This is a genomic window from Microcoleus sp. FACHB-SPT15, from assembly GCF_014849525.1.
In the GTDB taxonomy this organism is placed as follows: domain Bacteria; phylum Cyanobacteriota; class Cyanobacteriia; order Cyanobacteriales; family Coleofasciculaceae; genus Symplocastrum; species Symplocastrum torsivum.
In genome coordinates, this window is the sequence record NZ_JACJNU010000016.1 from 79,535 (window position 1) to 102,167 (window position 22,633).

Below are 22,633 nucleotides of genomic sequence, written 5' to 3' on the forward strand. Positions count from 1 at the left end.
CCCTAAATCCCTCTCCCACAGGGAGAGGGACGCATGAAATCTTACTCCCCCTGCCTTCTCTACTTTCTTGTTCAGCCTCAACTAAAAAGCATCAGCGAGTGAGAAGAAAGTCTGAGACACTAGCGACAAGGAAATCCCGGCCCAACATTTCCAGTAGGAGAGGCACCAAATCCAGTAGAAACCCACCCGGTTCTAGGCGATACAATCCTCACCCAGACGCGATTTCCCTCTGCACTATTTGTTTGCGTTTGTATAGGATTTGCAAGCTTAATTGTTGCTCCAGAAGCGACACCGCCACTAGGGTTTGAAGAAGAGGACAGGCTTGGACTTTGACGGACGCTCAAAGCTGTCCTAGTTACGTGGCAGGTGCTTGACGTTGTTGGTGGTGGTGTTGGTTGCGGTGTTGGTTGCGGTGACGGTTGCGGTGACGGTTGCGTTCCAGTGCAGGCTTTGAGGACTGATGTCTGTACAAATCCTACTGCCGGAGCGCTGACGGCTATCCATCCTTGACTGTTGCCATTGTCAGCAAGCGTAACCTGTTCATTGGGCGCTAGCGCTCTAACGGCTTGGCTGCCGATTGAAGGCTGACTCCGGATAAAAGTTGACGTATTAACAGCGCGGCATTGTCCCACAAGCCCTTGTGCAAGTTGAACGTTGCCCTCTGGCTGCAACGACGGTGATTCTGATTCTTGAATACTATTAGTCGCTAGGGTAGTAGGAATAGCGATGATGGGTGCATTCAAGCCCCCCACAACGCTGAATACCAAAGCCAATAAAGCAGAAGACTTAGCCGAGTGGCTCAGCTTTTTCATGTTGTTCACTCCTCATCTAACCAAAACATATTGAGTAGAGACTTCTAGATTAAAAGGCTTACAAGCAGTAGGGTCAGGTTGTGCAAGACCTCTAGCCAAGTAGCCAAGGCTCTTTAATGAACACTTGATACTTGGATATTTAATCTCTACCAAGCCTCATAGTCCCACAGCATACAAAAAAAAGTTAGCACAAGGGATTTTCAAGAAATAAATTATCCAATCTTGTCTTGTGGGTCAGGAGTCTCGCTTGCCATTTTAATCCGGGCGGGCTGTCCGGCTGGCCCACCCCACAAAAAGTACCTGGATATTTTTTTATTTGGAAGTCCCTAAGAGAAAGGTTGACAGGCACTAGAAAGTGCTATTGCACTAAGAGCAAGAAAATCTGGGTCCAAGATTTCCTTCAGGGAACCCACTGGAAACCCAACCACTTAGGGGCGTGACGATTCTGACCCAGGTACGTCCTGTGCTGTCTGCTTGTGACTGTTCAGGATTCGTAAGCTTGACGACTCCCCCAGCCGCTACGCTGCCAATTGGACTTCCTTGAGTCGTGTTAGGGTTGGGACGAATAGACAGCGCGACATCGGCTCTACGGCAAGTGTTTGACCCAACGGGAGGATTCCCAGAGCAAGCTTTCAGGTATCTGGCGATTACATATCCATTTGTGGGAGAACTGACTCCTATCCAACCAGCATTACCGTTATCGGCAAGGGTAACGCGAGCGTTTGTTTGTAGAGTTGCAAGCGCTTCACTTCCAGGCGCAACTGAAGCTTGTGAAAAGATATCTATCGTTCGGTTAGCCGCACGGCATTGTCCTATAAGGTTCTGTGCAAGCTGAACATCACCCTGTACCTGCAAGGAGGGTGCTTCTGTTTCTTGAACACTATTGGCGGCTAAGTTGCTAGGAACAGCGATAACAGGCGCACTGATTCCCCCGATCAGGCTTAATGTCACAGCCAATATAGTGGGAGACTTACCCCAGGTTCTTATCTTGTTCATACTGTCAACTCCTCATCTAACCAAATGTTTTTTAAGTTGAGACTTCCAGAGTTAAAGTCCTACAAGTAGTAGGGTCGAGTTTTCCAAGACCTTTAGCTAAGTAGCCAAGGGTTTTAGATATCTGCCCCTAATCACCTGGCGTTAGTAGGATAGTTCATCTCTCGTCAGCCTCTTCGTCCAATAGCATACAAAAAAAAGGTCAGTGCGAATTATGGGAATGATGGGGTTGATACCAAAGGGTTTGCGGATGACCTGAATCGCCTTTTCCTTCTGATCGGAATTAGGTTCGCTTTGTTGTATCTAAACCGTCGTGAATAAACCCGTTGCTTACAGCGCAGTGATTAGGCGATCGCTTTTTGCTAGCTTGAACAATTTCACTTTTTATTTGCAAGGTATGTTTTAACGTTTAGCTAGCTTATAGTTTCTCTCAATAAGCTGTGAAGGTAAGAGGGGAGAACGATACCTGAAGAGTCTTGCCCTTCTTCTCAAAGGGTTAACCAGTCAGGAGTTTATCGCTCAATCCGGACTAGAGATACTAGTTTTCTAAAGTAATATTAAGTTAATAGATGACAGAGATTATCATTTAGGGTTATTTTTAGAGAAAGGTTTAGGAGGTAAGCGTGGGTAACTTAAACAAAGAAGTAGGAGTCTCAAGCTTTAAAATTGAGGGTCGGTTCGTCGGTTTTGTTGGCAATCTTGAAGAAAAGCCAAAACGTCTGCGTGTAGCGACAGCAGAGGGCGAGTGCTATATCAAGCTCTCCAAAGAACTGCGTAGTTCCCTAGGTGACGTTCTCCAACCAGGAGATTGGGTGGAGATTTCTGGAGAACAGAAGCGCAAGTACAAAACTGATGAACTGAAGCTGAAAGCTTATCAGGTAAAAACAACCGCTCCTACCAAGCCAGAGAAAGTTTTCCAACCCCCCGTCGCTGCACCTAAAACAAAAGCCTGTGTAATGGTTTGCCAAAAGTCTTCTTGCCGTAAGCGAGGCGCTGGGGAAGTTTGTCAGGCGGTAAGTGAATCTATACGCGATCGCGGTTTAGAAGATCAAGTTGCCATTAAAGGTACTGGCTGCATGAAAGAGTGTAAGAAAGGCCCTTGTGTAGTCTTCATGCCCGACAAATCCCGTTACACCGGAGTTGCTCCAAAAGAAGTTTCCACGCTCATTGAAAAGCATTTTGCTGCTAAGCTCGCGCCAGAAGCGAGTCAACGACAACTCTCACCTGTAACTTGATACACTAATGCCTATTTAATTAGTGGGTTTTACGGAAAGGAAAAAGGCTATTCCCCGCATATCTTTCACCTTTTTCCTTCTGCCAATCGCTTTATCTTACGAATTCAATATATGGTATTTCAGTGTTCCTTTGACTTAGAAAAAAGCCCCAAAAGGGGCTAACTCTCTAGTCACCGTAATGACTAATTCTCAAAAAAAGCCGATAAGTTCTGCATCTACCTAGCGGCTGTATTTGATTATGTGATTAACTTTTTTTCCTTGAAAGCATCAATAGGTAGCAGCGGACTGCGTGGTGATTGTATCAGTCCGCCCTATTAAGTGATAAATGAAGACATTTGAAGCAAGCACTTGCTTCGTTGAGAAATCGCTCAGGGTTTTAAGAGTATTAGCTCTTAGAGTCCGAGCCGATTACTTCTCCTTTGAGAGATTGAAACTGTGATGATAGCTCTTTGCGTGTTTCAACTTTGAGGAGGTAGCGGTAGACAAACCAGGCTGTGTAGCCAATGCCTACAATCTCAAACATCGGTGATAAGAGTGGAATGTCATTAATGGCATCCAGTACCGCGAGTGTGACTTTAACCGTGATGACTCCTGAGAATAGTAGCGCCAGGGTAATCAGGGGTTGCTGGTAACTGGAAAAGAATCCACCAACATAATCAGGTAGTTTTGATAAAAAATCAGTAACAGGTTGTACCCATTCCTGCCAAACCTGATCTGTTGATGGAGCGGGAGGAGTGTTTATTGTTAGTGCCCCAGGCTGGTCAACACTTACGTCTACTTTAAGCTCTTGGGCTTCTTTATAGGGTTGAGCTTCTGTGGTTGTAGCCTCTTGGGAAGCACTATCGGTATATTCAGATTGTTGCAAGTTGGTTTCCATAGTTCCTCTACTGTTACCTCAGGTAGCACATTTGTTGTTTGAGTTAAGACAGCTTAGTACAATTCATGCTGACTAACTTCTGCCCATATTACCAAAAGTTTTTAAAGGCTTAATGAAGGCAGAAGGCGAGTGTCGCTAGTCATCAATATGAACAGAGATGATTGTCAAACATCCTCCTAAGGCAGTACATAACTTTAGAGAGTTTAAACATTTAATCCTCGTCCCATCTTACTATTCACCGGCAACCGCTACATGATTCTATGGTGTAGTATCTTAAAACCAGCACGAGTTGCAGGGAAGAGGTAGAGAATAGATGAAAGTGACTCTCTGAATCACTACTACAGAGGAATAGATGCCCATCCGCATAACGGGACGGAAGTTCGCCATTATTCCATCACATTATCTGTCGCAGGTTCACCTGGATAAAAGCCATCCCTAAATATTTCTGTCAAAGTATACGAGCAATTCTCCGGGAAGCTTTTTAGCGGCAGGTTTGTTTCTCCTACAGCCAAATCTCTACCACTCTCATATATCTTTTGCAATGCTTCCTCAAGATAGGGCTTAAGGCTAGGATTTTCTTCCAGCAATTCTTGAGTATCGCGACGCTGAACGCGAATCGTCATCAACCAGCTACGGCTTCGTCGTTCTGGTTGATATTCCCATTTTAAAAGATGTCCAATTAAAACCTTTAAGCGATTTCTCAATTCTGCACGTTGTTGTTTTCCCAGCGACTCAATCTCCTCAATTAAATTAGGTAGATCAAGTTTGCTCCATTGCTGATGTCTGAGGAGTTTTGCTTGTTCCTGTATCCAGGCATAGAAGTCAGTCTCATAAAGATTTGGCGTTAAGGCTCCAGGTGTCTGTCCGGTTTGTGGCGTTTGCATAAAAAGGTTAAAACCTGGCGATCTTTGCTTTATTCTAAAAAATTAGATCCACCTGTGATGAAATCGCCTTATCCCAAAAACAGTTTGTAGGCTGGATTCTGGTTTTCGTCCCAATAGCGATAGCCAAGCGTATCGAGAAAGGCTTGCCACTCTACCATTTCGTGAGGCGGTACTTGCATCCCGACAACAATTCGCCCGTAGTCTGCCCCATTATTGCGGTAGTGAAACAAGCTGATATTCCAGTTAGGACTCATGGAACCGACGAACTTCATCAATGCGCCGGGACGTTCGGGAAACTCAAAACGGTAGAGCAATTCATTGTGTGCCAGGGGAGAACGTCCTCCAACCATGTGCCGCAAATGCAACTTCGTCAGTTCATCATCAGTTAAGTCAATTGTTTTGAACCCACAGGCTTCAAAAGATTCAGCCATCTTTGCGGCGTCAGCACGGTTTTCAATTTGCACTCCGACAAAAATATGGGCTTCTTTTTCGTCGGCAATGCGGTAGTTAAACTCGGTAAGGTTGCGTTTGCCCATACAGTCACAAAACTTGCGGAGACTGCCTGGTTCTTCGGGAATCGTGACGGCAAAAATGGCTTCGCGGCGTTCGCCTAACTCTGCTCGTTCTGCGACAAAGCGGAGGCGATCGAAGTTCATGTTAGCACCGCAGGCAACGGCGATTAAGGTTTGATCTTGGATTTGTTCCCGTTCTGCGTAGGCTTTGGCGGCTGCGATCGCAAGTGCTCCGGCGGGTTCTAGAATCGATCGCGTATCCTCGAATACGTCTTTTATCGCGGCACAGGTATCATCCGTATCAACCAGAATGATTTCATCGACATATTCCTGACACAGACGGAAGGTTTCTTCCCCCACTTCCCGCACTGCAACCCCATCGGCAAATAAACCCACATTCGGCAATCGCACCCGTTTCCCTGCTTTCAGCGATTGAGACATGGCATCGGCATCGACGGGTTCAACGCCAATAATCTTGATTTCCGGACGCAACCGTTTCACATACGCCCCAATCCCAGAGATTAATCCACCACCGCCAATTGCCACAAAAATGGCATGGATGGGTTGCTGATATTGCCGCAAAATTTCCATCCCAATCGTTCCCTGTCCGGCAATCACATGGGGATCGTCAAAGGGGTGAATAAAGGTTAAGCCTTTTTCTGCCTCCAGTTGACGGGCATAGGCATAGGCATCGTCGTAGGTATCCCCATGCAACACCACCTCTCCCCCACGGGCTTTAACGGCATCTATCTTTACCTGGGGTGTAGTAACTGGCATGACGATAATCGCTTGCGTTCCTAGCTGACGGGCAGCAAGGGCGACTCCTTGGGCATGGTTTCCGGCAGATGCAGCAATCACGCCCTGTGCGAGCATATCCGGCGGCAGTTGCGCCATCTTGTTGTAAGCACCCCGCAGCTTGAAGGAAAAGACAGACTGCATATCCTCCCGTTTGAGTAGGAGTTTGTTATTGAGTCGTGCGGATAGGTTTGGGGCGTATTCGAGGGGGGTTTCTTGGGCGACATCGTAGACACGAGCCGTCAGGATTTGTACCAGGTAGTCGCAGAGCATGGGGTGAAGGGGGTGAGCAGATGCTGGGTGTAAAGAAAATTTTACTTGACTGGTGTTCCTGCTCTGTATCTTTCAGTTAAACCTAAATCGTGTAAAGCTTTTTTTTCTCAAGTTGTAGCTTTTGCAGATCAAGAGTTGAACTTGGCAGCATTGTCACGCGGTCTTGTTAACCTTTGCCATCTGTGATTGTAATTTGTTTATACTCGAAATCAATATCTTTAGAAGTGCGGTTGAATATATAGTTATGCCGCAAATTTCTGGGTTCGGGGTTTGAGTAAATTAGGCTACCTACAATGTCATACGTGCCGGAGCTTGACTTATCCAAGTATGATCTGCTTGCCGCGAAGGACAAGCTCTTTGCTTACATTTGCCATAAAGCAAAATCCTGGGGCATGGACCCGAATGTAGAGTGCGCGCTTCTCTCTCCGAAACAGTCTGATGATCTGGGTTACGGGCGGCAATGGCGCGTGATGTGGGAGTCTGGTTCGTATAACTGGGGCATTGATCTCTCTGGCGGTGGTGTCACATTCGTCAAATACGACGGACCGTGGGATCAGTCTCAGCCCGAGATTATTATGGGTGTTCCTGATAATTGGTACTTGCAACCCTACTACTCTTTTGATGTTGGGTTCGTTCCAACTACCACTTATGCGGACTTCGACAACGATGAATCAAACACAATCATCACGGTTACTAATTTTGTTTCCGAACAATTAATGCGTGAGATTGCAAGTCATCCCAAGATTCTGCAAACGATCGAGAGACGTCGTTTTGAAGAATTGATCGCTGAATTGTTTCACGGTTTTGGGTATGATGTTGAGCTAACTGGACGGACACGCGATGGCGGTAAGGACATAATTGCAGTCAAAAATGTTGATTCGATCAATCTGCGGTATTTAATCGAATGCAAGCGTCCAGAGCCAGGAAATCCCGTAGCTGTCTCGACTATTCGTGAACTATTGGGTGTGAAGGCTGACGATCCGGCGACAAAAGCTCTTCTTGTCACTACCACCGATTTTACGGCAGACGCGAGATCGCTAATTCAACGTCACTGCTGGCACCTAGAAGGCAAAATCTACAACGACATTGTTTCATGGATTAATAACTACAATCGCATTAAAGGTATTGAATTGTAAAAATAGTGCCATAATAATCCCGCTGCACATAGACCATATCAAATTATTGACTTAGATCGAGACGTTATTAGTATTCCGTAGTAACGCCCCTACAAGACTTATTGTTTTTGCGCTTAGTGCGCTCACACATCACCGTCGGTGGATCGGGCGTTGGAAACCCAACATCTTTAAGTTGGTCTTTGTAATCTAGCTCTCAAGCTATCGTGAGGTAAATTTGAAGTTAGTCAAAAAAACAATTTTGAGCTAACAATGCTAAAGACATTCAGGGCTTGGTTGAAGGGAAGCCGTCTAGAGTGGATCGATGAGATACCTGAATCTGGGAATCGACTTATCCAAGTCCACGTTACACTTCTTGAGAACGAACCCGACTTAGAGGCAAAGTCACGCGGACGTAAAATGGCTGAGATATTAGAAAAACTTAGCGCTTGTCAAGCACTAACCGATGTCGATCCAGTTGTGTGGCAGCGAGAAAACCGTCAGGAGCGTTCACTTCCAGGACGATAAAACGTGCTTCTTGACAGCAACATCATCATCTACTCTGCTCAACCCGAACATGCTCAACTGAGAGAGTTAATTGCTGAGAATGCACCTGCTGTATCGGCACTCAGTTATCTTGAAGTGTTAGGTTATCATCTGCTTACCGAACAACAGCGCCAGTATTTCGAGGAGTTTTTCCAAGTTGCTCAGGTTTTACCCATATCCCAAGATGTGTTAGACCAAGCTGTAATCCTGCGGCAACAGAGACGAATGACTTTAGGAGATACCATTATTGCTGGAACTGCGTTAGTGCATGGACTAACCTTGATAACAAGAAACACAGATGATTTCCGTTGGATTGCCCAACTTGAGTTGCTGAATCCTTTTGAGACTGATGAACCCGGAGCGGTCTAACAATCTGTTGCAGTCGTGAAGACGGAAGTATCGCTAATGACTATCACAACCGACCCAATTCCCGCAGATTGTTTAGATCTAGCTCGAAGTCTTCAACATCGTAGACATACAGAGGGATGTGGCGCTGTTTGAGCAATTCCCGGAAGGCGTTAAGAGGATGTTGCCCAGGTTTTCTCAACACCGGAGTCAGTAAATAAGGTGCTTCGGGCACTTATTGAAGCGATGCCTCAAGCAAGTAGTGGTGGAACAGTCTAACACAAGTGCGGGTCACAATACTCTGCACATTACTAAAGCTTGTGCTAAAAGTTTGCTCTTTACAATTAGTTTAGTTGAACAGGGGGTATTACCCCCTATTTGCCAGCAGTATCCTCTAAGAAGTTGGGAATCTTTGCTTCAATCCTTAAACGCTATTTTCCAAATCCTTTGCCGCGCTTGGGGGTAGGAAGACAGATGCAGCTTTCTATTTGCGATCGCAACGTGTCGTGATCTAAATTCTGACCAATTAGCACCAACTGCGTTTTAGGCTCACCTTTCCACTCATCATCCTCAATCGTGAAACGCTTACCACTCAAGTGGAAGACGTGACGGTTTGGACTCTCATTAAACCAGAGAATTCCCTTTGCCCGAAAGACATTTTCCGGAAGCTGATTGTCGAGGAAATACTGAAACTGCCTGATTGCAAATGGCTTATCACTCTCGAAGGAAAGCGACGTAAAACCATCATTTTCTAAGTGGTGGGAGTGATGATGATGCTCGTGGTCGTGGTCATGGTGGTGATGGTCATGATCATGGTCATGGTTGCAATGCTCATCATGGACGTGTTCATGGTCATGATGCTCATGCTTGTGTTCCGACGCCTCCTCAAAATATTTGTCCGTCTCAAACAGACCAACACTGAGAATCAACGGCAATGGCACCTGGGATTTTGTCGTTCTGAGAACTCTTGCACCCGCTTTGATATCACGAATTCTAATTTCCAAGGCATCTACATCGCCTTCGTCTACTAGGTCTACCTTATTAAGGAGGATGATATCGCCGTAGGCAATTTGGCTATAAGCTGCCTCACTGTTAAATAGATCCAGACTGAAGTTTTCGCAGTCTACCACTGTAACGATAGAATCTAGGCGAGTCATATCTCGCAGTTCTGTCCCCAAAAACGTGAGCGCAACTGGCAGGGGGTCAGCAAGACCTGTGGTTTCCACCACTAGATAATCTACCTTGTCTTCGCGTTCCAGGACTTTGTATACTGCCTCAACCAAATCGTTGTTAATCGTGCAGCAGACACAACCATTGTTCAGTTCCACCATGTCCTCGCCAGTGGTTACAATCAGCTCATTGTCGATGCCGATTTCACCAAACTCATTCACCAGCACAGCCGTCTTGAGTCCCTGCTGATTCGTCAAAATATGGTTGAGGAGAGTGGTTTTGCCGCTACCGAGAAAACCTGTGATGATGGTGACGGGTAAGCCTTGTTTCGGAGCGTCTATTGACTGAGATTGTTCGGAAGGAGCTGCTGATTTCATAGCGTAACTGCCTTGAAAAGTCAGAATATAAAAGGATAGCTTTATTGTGCTATTCACACAGGCATGACGGATGTTTACTTGACATCCTTGCCTTCCCCATTATTGCGTATCTGTTCCTTAGTGATTTCAATCCCTACTGTGTTATGACCTTAACGCTTTTTGATACACTGACCCGCCGCAAAGAACCCTTTGAGCCGTTGGAAGCTGGGAAAGTACGGATGTATTGCTGCGGCATTACGGTGTATGACTATTGCCACTTGGGTCATGCCAGAACTTGCATTGTTTGGGATACAGTCCGTCGATATCTGCAATTTGTCGGGCTAGAGGTTCACTATGTACAGAACTTCACCGATATTGACGACAAGATTCTCAAGCGCGCTGTAAAAGAGGGAACCTCAATGGAGGATGTCTCGGAACGCTTCATCAAAGCCTATTTTGAGGACATGGCGCGGCTAAATGTCAAAGAAGCAGATGCCTATCCCCGTGCGACGCATACGATTAACGGCATACAAAAGCTAATTTACGAGTTGGAACAAAAAGGCTTTGCCTACCCAGCATCGGGTGATGTCTACTATGCCGTGCGCCAGTTTCCAGAGTATGGCAAGCTTTCGGGACGCAAGTTGGACGATTTACAAGCAGGGGCAAGTGGACGGGTGGATGTAGAAGACCCAGAAGCATCCAAGAAGAAAGACCCGTTTGATTTTGCCCTATGGAAGGCGGCAAAACCTGGGGAACCTTCCTGGGAATCACGCTGGGGTGCAGGTCGTCCGGGTTGGCATATTGAATGCTCTGCGATGGTACGTGATTGTTTGGGTGAGACGATTGATATTCATACGGGTGGGGATGACTTGAAGTTTCCTCACCACGAGAATGAAATTGCCCAATCGGAAGCTGTCACAGGTAAGCCTCTCTCTCGCTACTGGCTACACAATGGCATGGTGAAGGTGGAAGGAGAGAAGATGTCCAAGTCTCTGGGCAACTTTATCACTATCCGTGAACTACTTGACCGTCCAGTTGACCCAATGGCGGTGCGGCTGTTTGTACTGATGGCTCACTACCGCAAGCCAATTGATTTTACTGATGAAGCGATCGCATCTGCAACCAATGGTTGGAACACCCTGAAAGAAGGGTTGCTCTTTGGTCATGAGTGGGGCGAAAAGCTGGGTTGGCAACCATCTGCTCCCATTCGCAATCCCCAATCCCCCATTCGCAATCCCCAAATCGAACGATTTAATGAAGCGGTGAATGATGACTTCAACTTCGCGGGGGGTTTACCTGTGTTGTTTGAACTCGCAAAGGATTTGCAACGCGAGGGGAATATCCTTGTGCATGAGGGGAAGACGCAAACACCGCCCTCAGAGTTAGAAAAGCAATGGCACACGCTAGTAACGCTGGCAAATGTGTTGGGTTTGGAGGCACAACCAGAGGTAAGTGAGGAACCGACTGATGGTTTGAGTGATGCGGAGATTGAAGGGATGATTCAGCAGCGTACAGAGGCGCGGAGTCGGAGGGATTTTGCGGAAGGCGATCGCATTCGCAATGAACTCTCCCGCAAAGGTATCACCCTAATTGATCAGTCAGGTGGTGTCACCCGTTGGCATCGTAATTAGGGTGTTGCTGAATCAAAGTATATAAACAACCCAGAGCTGCTAAGAGCTGAGGTCTGGGTTTTCAGTAGCCCTGAAGTTATCGAATAAGTTAAGCTGAACATACTCAATAGTTCGGTTTAACTTGCACGATAACCCCGTGCCTCCAGGCTGGTTTATAAACAGCCCCACAAGTGCAATATTATTGGCTCCATTAAAGTCGGCATCCCCATGCCATTTACAATGCCCACACCTGAAAGTCTTGCCGCTGCGGTAAGACTTTCCCTTTACTGGGTGAATGTGTAGGCAGTTGTGACACATTTGCGATGTGTATGCAGGGGAAATAGGGATAACCCGAACGCTTTTCGCCAGAGCTTTGTACTCGATGAACGTTCGCAACTGATAGAACGCCCAACTATTGGAACGTCTGCGCTCAGTCTTATTTCTAGGCTGCTCGTTGGTTCTTTCCCTAATCCCACTCAGGTCTTCTATAGCAATTGAGGCACTTAAACTCACTGCTCGTCTGACTACTGATTTGGAGATGTTGTGATTGAGCCATTGTTGATAACGTCTCTCCCGCCCCGACAGCCGTCTCAAAACTTCTCGACATCTACGCCGAGTCGTCCTCGTGCCTTTCGGAGCTTTTTTCTGAAGAGACGCTCTAACTCTGGAAAACTTATCTCGAACTTGCTGAATGCCTGTTCCGTCCCACTTCTCGCCTTCGGATGTAACCGCAATGTCGCGGCGTCCTAGGTCGATGCCCAGTACTTTACTGGCATCTTTTGGGTCAGGGGCGTCATCCTTTACTTGGATGTGCAGGTAGTACTGACCATCTCGGTGTTTGCATAACTGAGCCGAAGTTGGGTTAGTTCCTTTGAGCTTTCCTCTCTGGTAGTTCCCAGCTTTCAACTCAATTCGCTCTCTACCATGAATGGTCGCAAGGCTTACTGTCCAATCTTGTTCTCTAAACCGAAACAAGTCCTTGTCACAATCCATACTGCTTGGAGCAAAGCTTTTGACAGGCTTGCCCCTCTGTGAAGCTACCTTACGGTTGGCTGCTACTCGCGCACAAGCCCTGACTGCCATATTTGCAACGAGGTTAAACTCGTTCTTGATGGTTTGGTAGGTCAGGGATTGAATAGCGATTTTGTTTGTTAGTTTTGGAGCTGTGTGTTCGTTGACGTAGTTGCAAGCATCCGCAAACGCCTGAAGGGTCGCCTCAATTTTGGCAACTTGTTCAGGCGTAGGTTGGAGCTTTACGACTATCGTTAGGACTTGCTTCATGACTAAAATTATGCCACTTAGTGGGACAGGGATTGAAAATACTTCAGGCATTTAGCCCTCGTATTTTCCGCTATCCCCCTACGGGTTATCTCCGCTTCGCTACGATTGAACCCGTAGCCCCTCGCTATTTCGGTGGCTTTGCCAGTGTTCAAACGGCGATCGCAGCACCTGTATTCTCTAGCTTTTCCAAAAAATCAACTTTTATATCTGGTAGGTTTGCAGGTACGCTGCAATCAATGTTTTCGTTTCTGCTACAAGTTGTTCCCGGAAGATTTGATCGCGGGTCAGAGAGAGCCATAGCAACTCATTGGCAGCTTTCACAACGGTTGTGGCAATTAATTCACATTTTGCTTTATCTAAAGATGGGTTTCGCTGTTCCAGAAAACGGGCGAGTTCTATAAGAATCTTTTGGTCGTACTCATCTAGGGTACTGATATCGGCTGCTGTCATCAGATCAATTAATTGTTCTAGTACAGCACGATAGCCGGGATGGTTGGTTGCAAACTGGTCAAATGCATCAATCATGCGATCGACATAGACCACAATTGGAGCCTCTGCCAGTTCAGCGTCAAGTTCCATAAACAGGTGATACTCCTGCTCAAAGTACCGATTCGCCAAAGCTTTGACGATCGCTTCTTTGTCCGGAAAGAACTGGTAGAGCGACCCAACGGGAACTTCCGCACGAGACGCGATCGCCCGTGTCGTGGTCTGGTTGTAGCCCAGTTCAATGAATAGTTGCTCGGCAACATCAAGGATGTGATGCACCCGCTCCTGGCTGCGTGCCTGCTTTGGTTGCCGTCGCATGGTTGAGGGTTGTTGAGGGTCAGCCGTCATTTACAGAAATCATCTTTGACAAAATATGAACGTTGTTCGTATTATTAAAGACATGAACAATGTTCATATATCACTTCAATTCTACTTGTCGGAGGTACTCCTATGCAGTCTCTGAATTCCCAAGTTTTTCAACCAGCCAAACAAAATCCGGGTGTGCAAGCGCACTCTAACGGACAGATATTGACGAGCGTCAAAGACTTCTTTCGGACATTAAGAGGAACAAAAGCATTCTTGACGCTGCTGTTCGACGACAGCGGAAATCTGGCTCCAGTTCTAGAGTTGAGTACGACGCTGGTTGATAGCCATGCCTTCCAACTTGCCGTTGAAGCAATGAAGGCAGCGCCAGAAGTGGCTGAAATTATTGAAGAACGCTATGTGGCTCCCTCCCACGATCTGGAAGCTTTGTTGCAGTATCCCAAGGACTCGTTGGGTTATGCCTATGCCAGCAGCATTAAACAAGCAGGTTTTCAGCCGTTAGCGGCTGAAATCAAAATTGACTCGGATACCAGCTATGTTGAAAATCGTTGGTTACAGACCCACGATATTTGGCACATTATTACCGGATTTGATACTAGTGAAATTGGCGAAATTGGTTTGCAAGCCTTCTACCTAGCTCAGTTTCAGCTACCGCTTGCCAGTATGCTCATCGCCAATGCTCTGATTGCCACCACGCTGTTGCAACCTGAGGTGCTATCTCCACTTGTAAATGCGATCGCATACGGATGGCAAATGGGACAAACTGCCAAACCGTTAATTGCTCAGAAATGGGAAGAAGCTTGGGAAAAACCCATTGCGGTGTGGCAGACACAACTGAATGTGCAACCCTTTGCACAACTCGAACTTGCGCTGGACAAAATCTCTTTGAGCTAGTGTTGCTGCGAGATTTTGTCTAACCGGGAACCGAGTACTCGATAAAAGAAACAATCATGATGTCATGCAGGCTCTACTGGCGCACCGTTCGCCTTACCTATCCCTGGTTGCCGTTGGCGATCGCGCTCTGGCGTATGGCTAGTTCAACAGGTGTTCAGCGCAGCCGTGCCCAGGTTCGTTTCTGGATGCTGTTGACCCGAATTGATTTTGCAAACTTGTTTGCGATCGTCAGTGAGATGAGTCAACCCGAATATTGGGCGTGAGGTCTAACCGGGCAATAGGGTTTCGTAATTTGCTTCCTGAGTGGTTCGGTATCAAGGAATCAATTGCACAATCTGTTGTGATAACCTTCATAATCATACCCTGACACCTTAGAGCCACCAACGTCTAGTCGGGGAAGGCGAGTCCTGTTCGAGGATCGCGGATATAAAGCCCTAGAACTAACGATTCCATAACTGTGTCCCATACGGGAATCAAGCGCTGTGCATCGTCTACCCAGTAGTCAAAAGTAATCAGGCACTGGACTCCAGAACCCAACCCAATGCAGATTCGGGAATACGCTTCGCGGTTTTCCTGAGGGTCAATAAATTTGATTTCGCTCCAAACGACGCGGGCTGTTTGACGCTTGAATTGAATAATTTTCCCTCGCTCAACTACATTCCGCTCATCATCTTGAACTGTCTGCTTTAATAGCCTAACCAGCGGAAAATCTGCCCAGTTGCCAGGGGGTAGTAAATTAAACGAAGCTTCTAGGCGGCAATCATCGTTCGGCGGCTTTTTGTCTAGAAACCGGAACGACTTCGTATCCGGTTCAAAATGCCAATCATCGGGGACATCGAAGCGCAATGCTCCTCGCCCTGCCACAAAAATCTGAGTTCCTGGCTTTGATTTCCAGTTGTGGTCTTCTTTTAAGCCTTGGGTTTCCTTGAGCCATTGGAGATTATGCTTTTTGCGCTTAGACATAGCCACAAAGCCTGTTGACCTTTCTCTTATTTTGCCGTAGGTTTGACCACACAGCATATATTGTTAGGGGCTTGACCACGGCATTAAGGGCTGTAAAAACTTCTGCAACCCTGCACTCAGCGACACTTGCTTTACTCTCTAAATATCCATAACATCATGAAAGCAAGTGTAATCAATCATGCGCCGCCCGTCCGGTTTCCTGGCAATAATATCAACGAAACGCTTGTCCCAGAGAATTTCCTCTGCTAAGTAGTAATGACGAGCATGAACAGTTTGTGAAACCGTTTCATCCAGACCAGTTAGCGTAACGGCAATATCCGCTTGCGCCTGAGCCATTGACTCTGGTGTCTCCCCATATAGGGGACTACTCTCATCAACAGGATGCATTACTGTCCAAGTTAGTGCAAAGCTGCGTGACTGGTTACGAAGCAGTTTGAGGTCATAGAAACGACGTGTGTATTCCCCTTCCGCCGTGATTTCATCGCGCAGTAAGCTCACTCCTATTTGGGCTTCAAGAATCTGGTTACGTCGCTCGTTTGCTACACGAAACATCAGGGTAGGTGTACCGTTAAACGGAGTAATGACTCCTACTCTGCTAAAGAGGACTCTTGCTGTAGGACGGGAGAAGCGGGCAAACATCAGCCCAGTACCCATTGCTACTCCCACCAAGCCTACCAATGCTTCCAGCGCGACTAGCAAATTCGCATAGTCGGTTTGTGGATACATTGCACCGTATCCGATAGTTGCCATTGTTTGAACGCTGAAAGCAAAGGCATCCAAGAAAGAACCCGGACGAGCGTTCTTAATAGAGTCTCCTCCTGCCATGTACAAAAGCGCAAATATGGTGTTGGTGATGACATAGGAAATTACAGTCAACCCAATGAACTTGAACCAGTTCATCGTGAGTATCCAATGATAAGGATCGCGCCAATCAAAATACGCGATCCCCTTCCTCACAATGTCAAACCGTCTATTAATACTGACAGTGTCAAACGTCTTACGTTGGTTTACCCTGCGTCTCAGGAGGGGCGTGCGATACGTTTTATTCATCTGACTGTAGCTTATTGGTTTGTAAGGGTTAATGGTGGGCTATGCCTACAAATTGAGTATCAGGCACTGATGCAACAGATAATGATGCCAGGACTACCGCGTGCTGTCTTTGCCTAGACTAGTGAATGTTCTGCAACTTGCCTTGGGCAATGATTGGGATACATAGGGAAAAGAGCTAAGTGTTACATATCCCTCTTCTGTCACTCTCCGGTTTTTCCTATTATTAATATTTTCTACAAAGGAGGTATATTAGGGAATACAGCGTTTGCCCATCTAATTTTGGCAATTTCCCTACTCTGATCAATTTCTATGAAGGAAAAAGTCTGCGATCGCCTACCATAGGTTAGTTCTAGACTTCAGCAATGGCAAAAGTTTTCGGAGAGTGACAGAAGAGGGATATAACGATTTTCAGTTGGATGAGGTACAGCGGGAGGTGTGTGAAACTTGCCTAGAAGCAAGGAAAACAAAAAAGCTGATAGCTGACAGTTTTCTGCCCTCAGAGTTTTGGCTTCACACAATCTTTATACAAAATCAAAGTGTCTTTACTATAACTTTATAGCTGCTTTATCTGTCTCGGTTTAGCATAACTTGGGAAGAGGTGACCTCAAAGAATGCTGCTAAAGGAGCCTCATATTTTTATTGTCCATTTTTTAGAGCAAATACTGCTTGTTCTTAAAACTGAGACATAAACAGTACTAATACTTTGCAGGTAGATATATGGGACTGAAGCTAGAGCTTGTGAAAGATTTTCAGTGGTTTCTTACTCCTCTAGTTACTAGTTCTATATTTGTTGCTTCGCCTAGCCTTGCTGCTACTCTAGCTTCTTCCGTAGGAGAACTGAGCCTTCATAACATCAATCAAATTCCTCAGGATGTTGCGACTTTAACGGATACTAATACTTTTGCAACAGCAGAGATTGGCTCAACAACTGCACTGGCTCAAGCGCAAGCAGAATTTATTGTTGGTGCCTCTACTTCTGCTTCCTTGAACTCAGATAGTACGAGTTTTGGTGAAGGAGCTATCTACCAAGGAATTGCAGATAGTATATCTCAAGCATTTGGCAATTTTTCTGTAGAAGCTAACCAATTTTTTACTCTTGATTTTACAGCTTCCCTCAACTTAGAAGCTTCTATTGATGCTCTTCAGTCTGAAAGTGCAAGTGCTATTGGCAATTTATCTTTATTTTTGATTGATAGTACTACTCAATCAATTTACGAGTCTTTTAGCCTCTTTAGCTTTTTAGATTCTCAAGGAGACAATGATTATCTAGACTATCAAGCTAGTCAAGATATTACGTTCACGCTCGATTCAAGCGGAACATCCTTTGGCGGAACACAGGAAGTTATTAACGCTTCAGTTGAAGGGTCACTTGAGCATCTTTTCACTAGCTCAACAAATCTAACTTTACTAGCGGTTACGAGAAACCAAGCAAGCGTTTCAAGTGTAAAAACGCCTGAGTCTTCAAATCCTTTAGGTTTACTTAGCTTCTTTAGCTTAATAGGTATTAGCTTTGGAGTAAAAAGTATAAAAAGGCAAGCAGTTAGAGTGAGATAAAACTGAAGTAACAAAGAAAGCCAGGAGGCAGACGGCAGAGGGCTTTTATGCTCAATCATCTAGATTTTCACTGAAATCCAATGATTCAAGCTGTTTTACTATGAAGCACATAGTTTAGCTCACTAACGAGCCATTCGTTAAACATCCTATCAAGGATATCTTGATATCTTTGAGGTGTTAGTTGAGCTGGAATGAATGCTTCAACCATTAAAAGATGATGTCCTTGCTCGGTTTTTAGAGGACTAATTACTTCTCCGGCTTTAGTATTAAATACAACGGCTGCTAGCTCAGGTTTTAAATTCCAGCGGAAAAGCTTACCTTCATAACCACATTGCTGCCTACGTCTCTCATCAACATCATAAAGATGAGCTGCTTCATAAAAGCTGATTTCGCCGTCTTCAATTTGATAGAAGAGTTCTTGTGCCAGCTTTCCATCGGAAAGAACAATTTGATAAAGTAAGATCTGGTCAAAATCCAGACGATTCTGAGCAAACACTTTTTCTACTTCTTTAGCAAACAAACATTCAGCTAATTTTTTAGCAAGAATGCGATCGCAAATTCCTGCCTCCCAATCCTCAACACTGATCATCTCACTAGCTAGCCACGCTAGTGTATCAGTCGCCTTCTCTAAACGCTTCTCGTAACGTAGACGATTTGCCTCAGATTGAATTTCTTCTGGAGTAACCGTTAAGCCTCTTTCCTGAGCCGCTTGATTGATGACCTTTTGATATAAAATCTTTTGATAGATTGCCTTTAACTGTAAGTCTTTTTTTAAAAAGCTAGTAATTTCATCTGGCTCAATATCTGGCTGATAACTATTACTCATTTTCATCAAATAATAATTACGATATAAAGGTGTTCTAAACGTTTTATAAGCTACTAACTAGAGCCATCTATTTCCTAAATACTCTAATCAATAGCTTATTAAGTTAAAAATTAATTTTCAAACGTCAATCAGTAGGAACCACAACAGACGTCTCGACGTAAGTAGTATCACCTATTGCGAGCGCACTAGCTCCTGCACTTCCAAAGATTCCGGAAAGTTGAGAGTGCTTTATGCGCCAACGTCTTCTAGGATAATTACCCAGGTTATTGCTAATGCTATAGCTAGATGAAGTGGAGGACGAAGAAATTCCTCCTTTTTCTTTGCTCTTCCTAAAAAACTCCCTCTCACAAAAATCTAGATCAACAATTGTTATCTTGCTCATGCATCCCTCCATGGAAATAGGGAAATCAATATTAAATGCTAGTAAGTTAAGCTATTGATTAGAGCAAGCGCATTTGCAGCTTTTCTAATCAATAGCTTATCGAGTTAAATCCAAGTTTCAGAAGCTTTAATAAGTACCCGCTGAGGCATAGGATGAGGCATAGCTGAAACCATCAGAGGCAGCACCTGCTACTGCACCACCGACAGCAGTGGAGTAGCCAAAAGCCACTACATAACTAATGCTATTAGTGCTTGGGTCAACGAAATAGTCCGCAAAATAACCCGAACTCTGGCTAGAGTCATGACTAGTAGAATAGGCACCTCCAGAAGGAGAGTAGACAGTGATTCCGCCTACCACTGGCTCTTCACTAGTACTCAGAACTTGCCCTTCACAAAAACTTAGATCAACAATTTTTAAATGACTCATGTTTCCTCCTTTGAAATAGGAAAATCGCTGAAAGCTTTTAATTTTTTAAAGAACTTAGCCTTCAGCAATTTCGCAAATCTAACTTCTAGTTTTGGCTAAATGCCTACCTAATCTGCAACAGAGCTAGAGGAAGAATTGGAGGAGGCAGAATCTCCGTAGTAGTAGTAGGAGTAGCCACTATAAGCACTAGTATAAGTGCTGGTGTAGGTGGAAGCGAAGTAGTCTCCAGATGCGTATGCACTAGAATAGGCATCTGCAAAAGCTATCCCACCTTCAACACTCTTTTCTTCAGAAACAACTTCCAAGTGCTCTAAATCAGAAATAATCATTTGAGTCTCCGTGATTGATAGTTCAGAATTTTTGGCTTGTAACAACCAAATCTTTTTGTTTGGTTCTTCTACACAATCAATATATTTAAGGTAAGGAGAAGTATGTTGCCATTTTGGCAGTATTTTTGTATATAAATGTGTAGCAAATATGAAACCAATAAAAACAGCCTAGCTCCGTAGTTCATACAAAGTAGGCTGGAATTGTTTAATTAAAGAATCAAGGGATTTAAATGATAAAATTCATTACAATCCTTAATCAAGCATTAGCCTAAACCTAAACTAAAACTGTTGCTCAATTTAAATTAGTTATAGTCTGGGTACTGGTTGAAGTAGCCGCCTCGTACCTGCTTGTGTTGCTCATTAACCGTCTCTATGTAATCAAGATCACTAATTTTGCTCAAGTGTTTCCGTGAACTTGCCCCATTAGAGTTGGATTGGGAGCATCGATGATCAAGGCTTATCGTATTGGTATGACGTTTACTTAAAAGGGTGATGTTAGAGTTTTCTTTTACCAAGCGGTTGTAGGTTCGGTAGGGGATGTAGTGTAGGGGATTGTAGCCAGCACAACGTAGGAGCAAAAAACAAGCCCAAGAATACTTTCCTGCAAGGATGGCTTCCGTAATTTCATTAAACTGCTCATGATTAATTGTTTTGTCAGGGCTGCTATTAGAAGAGGGAATTGGGTGAGTCATGATGCTTCCTCTTTTGACTAAAGTGGAACTCGTCTATGGGATGCGGTATTGCTTCTGTAACTTACTCAGGGTTTATAAGTTGATGCCACCGTTTTGTAGTTGCCTGATGGGATCTAGTAAGAGATCTGCAATGCGGCGGCGGCGGATGATAATCTCTGCGGTGGCAGTTTCACCCGCCTTCAAGTTTATGTTTTGATGATTAGCCGTGAGATAGCTTTGAGCTAGCGACACTTCTACTCGATAGACTGCACCCAGTCGCTCATCAGGTTTCGTATCGGGGGAGATAGATGTGACTTTACCGCTCACGATGCCGTAGTCCTGATAAGGATAAGCATCTAATTTGACTTGCACGGGCATTCCTGTCTTAACAAAGCCTGCTTCTTGATTCGGTAAGCTAGCTGATAAAACAAGCGGCACATCCTGAGGTGCGATTTCTGCAAGGGTTTGTCCGGGTTGAATGACTTCGCCAATATTGGGAATGTTGAGCGATGAGATTGTTCCATCAACTGGTGCATAGAGGAATCTCTGCTTTAGCTTTGCCTTCGCACTAGTCAGCAGATTCTGAGTTTCAGCGACTTTGGCTTTGAGTTGATTCATTTCCACTTCCAGTTGCTGAACCTTCTGCTGTGCCTCTAGCTGAGTACTGCGTCCTTCGGCTTGTTTCTGGAGTAGTCCTGCCTGGAGTCGGTCTGATTCGCGTTGAGCTTGCTGTAGTTCGGCTTGAAGTCGATCTGATTCGGTTAGGGCTTGTTGGAGTTCGCCTTGGCTTTGGGTGATGCTGCGCTGGCGATCGCGTAAAGATTGTTCGGCGGCAAACATCTGTTCAGTGGCGATCGCACCCGCATCGACTAGAGGCTTTAGCCTGTCCATTCGAGCCTTATAAGCCATCTCATCTGTATGCAGTTGAGTGAGTAGCTTTTGGTTAGTCGCTGTATTGGCTTTCGCCTGAGCGATCGCCATGTTTTGAGCTTCAGCCTTCGCTTTTGCCTGAGCGATTGCCGCCATCTGCGCTTGAGCATCAGCGATCGCTATTTCTCCACGAATATGCCCTTCCTCCCTTGTTCTCTCAATTAGAGCCTGCATCTGGCTAAGTTGGATTTTTTCGGAACTCAGCAGTTGCTCTAAACGCTCTACTTCCGCCTCTGCCATTTCCGTATCCAGTTCAATCAATGTTTGCCCAGCTTTAACTGCTTGCCCTTCTTTTACCTGAATAGAAGCAATCTTCCCTGAGTCAATCGGATGAATCTTATAAACCTCCCCTTTGGGCACTAAGCGCCCTTGAGCGTGACCCACTTCGTCAATCTGCCCAAACGTTGCCCAAGCTCCAAACGCCATACAGAACACTAACCCTCCCAACAATAGTTGGCGGGGAAGTGATGAAGGTGGCTGCTCCAGCATTGTCTGCAAGGAGGGAGACCAGTTCGTACTAGTAGAAGAAATTGTTTGGGAGGGAGGAGATGTCCTGGCATCTTGGGCGCTTTCAGGTGTGTCTGTATCCGTCCTAGTCGGGTTGGCAACCCCCCCATAGATGGAGGTCAACTCAGTTGGAGAGGGTGTCCTTAAAATACCTTCTCCATTGATGTCACGAGACTGAGCTGATGGAGCTGCTGGTGGCTTTGAAAACCTTGAACCGGAGAGCGGTTCGATTAGTTTTTCCATAGTAGCAACACTGAATTTAATTCCTCAGCGTCATTAACCGCTTAGAAGTTTATACTATGTTGCAACTTTATCCCTAAAAACACAATAATCTAAAGTAACATTTTTTAAAGTTGAGAATCCTCGGCTGGGACAGGATTTTGTAGTGGTAGCCGTGAGGAAGGCGATATCGATTTACAGCTCTAGGTCGTTATAGGAAACTGCAAAATCCCTAGTTTTAATCAGCTATGTACTAGTCAGGGTTAATTTG

The 22,633-nt window shown here is 45.3% G+C and carries 25 protein-coding genes; 9 read left to right on the forward strand and 16 right to left on the reverse strand.

What is annotated here, in order from left to right; all coding sequences use genetic code 11:
- Positions 1–119: 119 nt before the first annotated feature.
- Both H6F98_RS05955 and H6F98_RS05960 read right to left on the reverse strand, forming a co-directional pair.
- The gene (locus H6F98_RS05955; RefSeq protein ID WP_192217749.1) at positions 120–812 is read right to left on the reverse strand and encodes a hypothetical protein; all 693 of its coding nucleotides are present in this window, start codon (positions 810–812) and stop codon (positions 120–122) included.
- A gap of 366 nt (positions 813–1,178) precedes the next feature.
- Positions 1,179–1,808 carry an SH3 domain-containing protein gene (locus tag H6F98_RS05960; protein WP_192217750.1) on the reverse strand — a complete coding sequence of 210 codons (630 nt, stop codon included), beginning with the start codon at positions 1,806–1,808 and terminating at the stop codon, positions 1,179–1,181.
- Positions 1,809–2,428: 620 nt separating this feature from the next.
- Here H6F98_RS05960 and H6F98_RS34380 point away from each other — a divergent pair.
- On the forward strand, positions 2,429–3,040 hold the full coding sequence (locus H6F98_RS34380; RefSeq protein ID WP_192217751.1) for a ferredoxin: 612 nt from the start codon (positions 2,429–2,431) through the stop codon (positions 3,038–3,040).
- 385 nt (positions 3,041–3,425) lie between these two features.
- On the opposite strand, the gene H6F98_RS05970 is transcribed toward H6F98_RS34380, so the two are convergent.
- From H6F98_RS05970 to ilvA, 3 genes are all read right to left on the reverse strand, one after another.
- On the reverse strand, positions 3,426–3,917 hold the full coding sequence (locus H6F98_RS05970) for a CAAD domain-containing protein (protein ID WP_192217752.1): 492 nt from the start codon (positions 3,915–3,917) through the stop codon (positions 3,426–3,428).
- 386 nt (positions 3,918–4,303) lie between these two features.
- Positions 4,304–4,801, reverse strand: a complete 498-nt coding sequence (locus H6F98_RS05975) for a DUF29 domain-containing protein (RefSeq protein ID WP_192217753.1) — start codon at positions 4,799–4,801, stop codon at positions 4,304–4,306.
- A gap of 68 nt (positions 4,802–4,869) precedes the next feature.
- Positions 4,870–6,450: a threonine ammonia-lyase, biosynthetic gene (gene ilvA, locus H6F98_RS05980; RefSeq protein ID WP_192217807.1), complete on the reverse strand. Its 1,581-nt coding sequence runs from the start codon at positions 6,448–6,450 to the stop codon at positions 4,870–4,872.
- 401 nt (positions 6,451–6,851) lie between these two features.
- On the opposite strand from ilvA, the gene H6F98_RS05985 reads away from it, so the two are divergent.
- From H6F98_RS05985 to H6F98_RS05995, 3 genes are all read left to right on the forward strand, one after another.
- A complete protein-coding gene (locus tag H6F98_RS05985) occupies positions 6,852–7,517 on the forward strand; it encodes a restriction endonuclease (protein WP_242058407.1) in 666 nt (221 codons plus the stop codon).
- Between the two features lie 249 nt (positions 7,518–7,766).
- Entirely contained in the window at positions 7,767–8,021 is a 255-nt protein-coding gene (locus tag H6F98_RS05990) for a hypothetical protein (protein WP_192217755.1), read from the forward strand.
- Positions 8,022–8,024: 3 nt separating this feature from the next.
- Positions 8,025–8,408 carry a PIN domain-containing protein gene (locus H6F98_RS05995; protein WP_192217756.1) on the forward strand — a complete coding sequence of 128 codons (384 nt, stop codon included), beginning with the start codon at positions 8,025–8,027 and terminating at the stop codon, positions 8,406–8,408.
- Between the two features lie 43 nt (positions 8,409–8,451).
- On the opposite strand, the gene H6F98_RS33330 is transcribed toward H6F98_RS05995, so the two are convergent.
- Positions 8,452–8,619 carry a hypothetical protein gene (locus H6F98_RS33330; protein ID WP_242058395.1) on the reverse strand — a complete coding sequence of 56 codons (168 nt, stop codon included), beginning with the start codon at positions 8,617–8,619 and terminating at the stop codon, positions 8,452–8,454.
- Between the two features lie 196 nt (positions 8,620–8,815).
- Positions 8,816–9,931: a GTP-binding protein gene (locus H6F98_RS06005; protein WP_192217757.1), complete on the reverse strand. Its 1,116-nt coding sequence runs from the start codon at positions 9,929–9,931 to the stop codon at positions 8,816–8,818.
- Positions 9,932–10,074: 143 nt separating this feature from the next.
- Here H6F98_RS06005 and cysS point away from each other — a divergent pair, with 143 nt between their 5' ends.
- Positions 10,075–11,541, forward strand: coding sequence for a cysteine--tRNA ligase (cysS, locus tag H6F98_RS06010; protein WP_192217758.1), 1,467 nt, complete (start codon positions 10,075–10,077; stop codon positions 11,539–11,541).
- A 39-nt stretch (positions 11,542–11,580) separates the two neighbouring features.
- On the opposite strand, the gene H6F98_RS06015 is transcribed toward cysS, so the two are convergent.
- Positions 11,581–12,852, reverse strand: a complete 1,272-nt coding sequence (locus H6F98_RS06015; RefSeq protein WP_192217759.1) for an RNA-guided endonuclease TnpB family protein — start codon at positions 12,850–12,852, stop codon at positions 11,581–11,583.
- A 150-nt stretch (positions 12,853–13,002) separates the two neighbouring features.
- Positions 13,003–13,635, reverse strand: coding sequence for a TetR/AcrR family transcriptional regulator (locus tag H6F98_RS06020; protein ID WP_192217760.1), 633 nt, complete (start codon positions 13,633–13,635; stop codon positions 13,003–13,005).
- Positions 13,636–13,737: 102 nt separating this feature from the next.
- On the opposite strand from H6F98_RS06020, the gene H6F98_RS06025 reads away from it, so the two are divergent.
- Entirely contained in the window at positions 13,738–14,505 is a 768-nt protein-coding gene (locus H6F98_RS06025) for a Coq4 family protein (RefSeq protein ID WP_192217761.1), read from the forward strand.
- Positions 14,506–14,561: 56 nt separating this feature from the next.
- Positions 14,562–14,768, forward strand: coding sequence for a hypothetical protein (locus H6F98_RS06030; protein WP_192217762.1), 207 nt, complete (start codon positions 14,562–14,564; stop codon positions 14,766–14,768).
- 124 nt (positions 14,769–14,892) lie between these two features.
- Here H6F98_RS06030 and H6F98_RS06035 read toward each other — a convergent pair whose 3' ends face one another.
- Positions 14,893–15,468: a hypothetical protein gene (locus H6F98_RS06035; protein ID WP_192217763.1), complete on the reverse strand. Its 576-nt coding sequence runs from the start codon at positions 15,466–15,468 to the stop codon at positions 14,893–14,895.
- A 138-nt stretch (positions 15,469–15,606) separates the two neighbouring features.
- On the reverse strand, positions 15,607–16,368 hold the full coding sequence (locus H6F98_RS06040; RefSeq protein ID WP_242058397.1) for an ion channel: 762 nt from the start codon (positions 16,366–16,368) through the stop codon (positions 15,607–15,609).
- A gap of 12 nt (positions 16,369–16,380) precedes the next feature.
- On the opposite strand from H6F98_RS06040, the gene H6F98_RS33335 reads away from it, so the two are divergent.
- Positions 16,381–16,635: a hypothetical protein gene (locus H6F98_RS33335; protein WP_242058399.1), complete on the forward strand. Its 255-nt coding sequence runs from the start codon at positions 16,381–16,383 to the stop codon at positions 16,633–16,635.
- A gap of 621 nt (positions 16,636–17,256) precedes the next feature.
- Positions 17,257–18,072, forward strand: coding sequence for a hypothetical protein (locus H6F98_RS06045; protein WP_192217765.1), 816 nt, complete (start codon positions 17,257–17,259; stop codon positions 18,070–18,072).
- An 85-nt stretch (positions 18,073–18,157) separates the two neighbouring features.
- Here H6F98_RS06045 and H6F98_RS06050 read toward each other — a convergent pair whose 3' ends face one another.
- From H6F98_RS06050 to H6F98_RS06070, 5 genes are all read right to left on the reverse strand, one after another.
- Positions 18,158–18,898 carry a peptidylprolyl isomerase gene (locus tag H6F98_RS06050; protein ID WP_192217766.1) on the reverse strand — a complete coding sequence of 247 codons (741 nt, stop codon included), beginning with the start codon at positions 18,896–18,898 and terminating at the stop codon, positions 18,158–18,160.
- A 508-nt stretch (positions 18,899–19,406) separates the two neighbouring features.
- Positions 19,407–19,706, reverse strand: a complete 300-nt coding sequence (locus H6F98_RS06055) for a hypothetical protein (RefSeq protein WP_192217767.1) — start codon at positions 19,704–19,706, stop codon at positions 19,407–19,409.
- Between the two features lie 107 nt (positions 19,707–19,813).
- Positions 19,814–20,035, reverse strand: a complete 222-nt coding sequence (locus H6F98_RS06060) for a hypothetical protein (RefSeq protein WP_192217768.1) — start codon at positions 20,033–20,035, stop codon at positions 19,814–19,816.
- 302 nt (positions 20,036–20,337) lie between these two features.
- The gene (locus tag H6F98_RS06065; protein ID WP_192217769.1) at positions 20,338–20,727 is read right to left on the reverse strand and encodes a HetP family heterocyst commitment protein; all 390 of its coding nucleotides are present in this window, start codon (positions 20,725–20,727) and stop codon (positions 20,338–20,340) included.
- A gap of 72 nt (positions 20,728–20,799) precedes the next feature.
- Positions 20,800–22,386, reverse strand: coding sequence for an HlyD family efflux transporter periplasmic adaptor subunit (locus H6F98_RS06070; protein ID WP_192217770.1), 1,587 nt, complete (start codon positions 22,384–22,386; stop codon positions 20,800–20,802).
- Between the last annotated feature and the right edge of the window lie 247 nt (positions 22,387–22,633).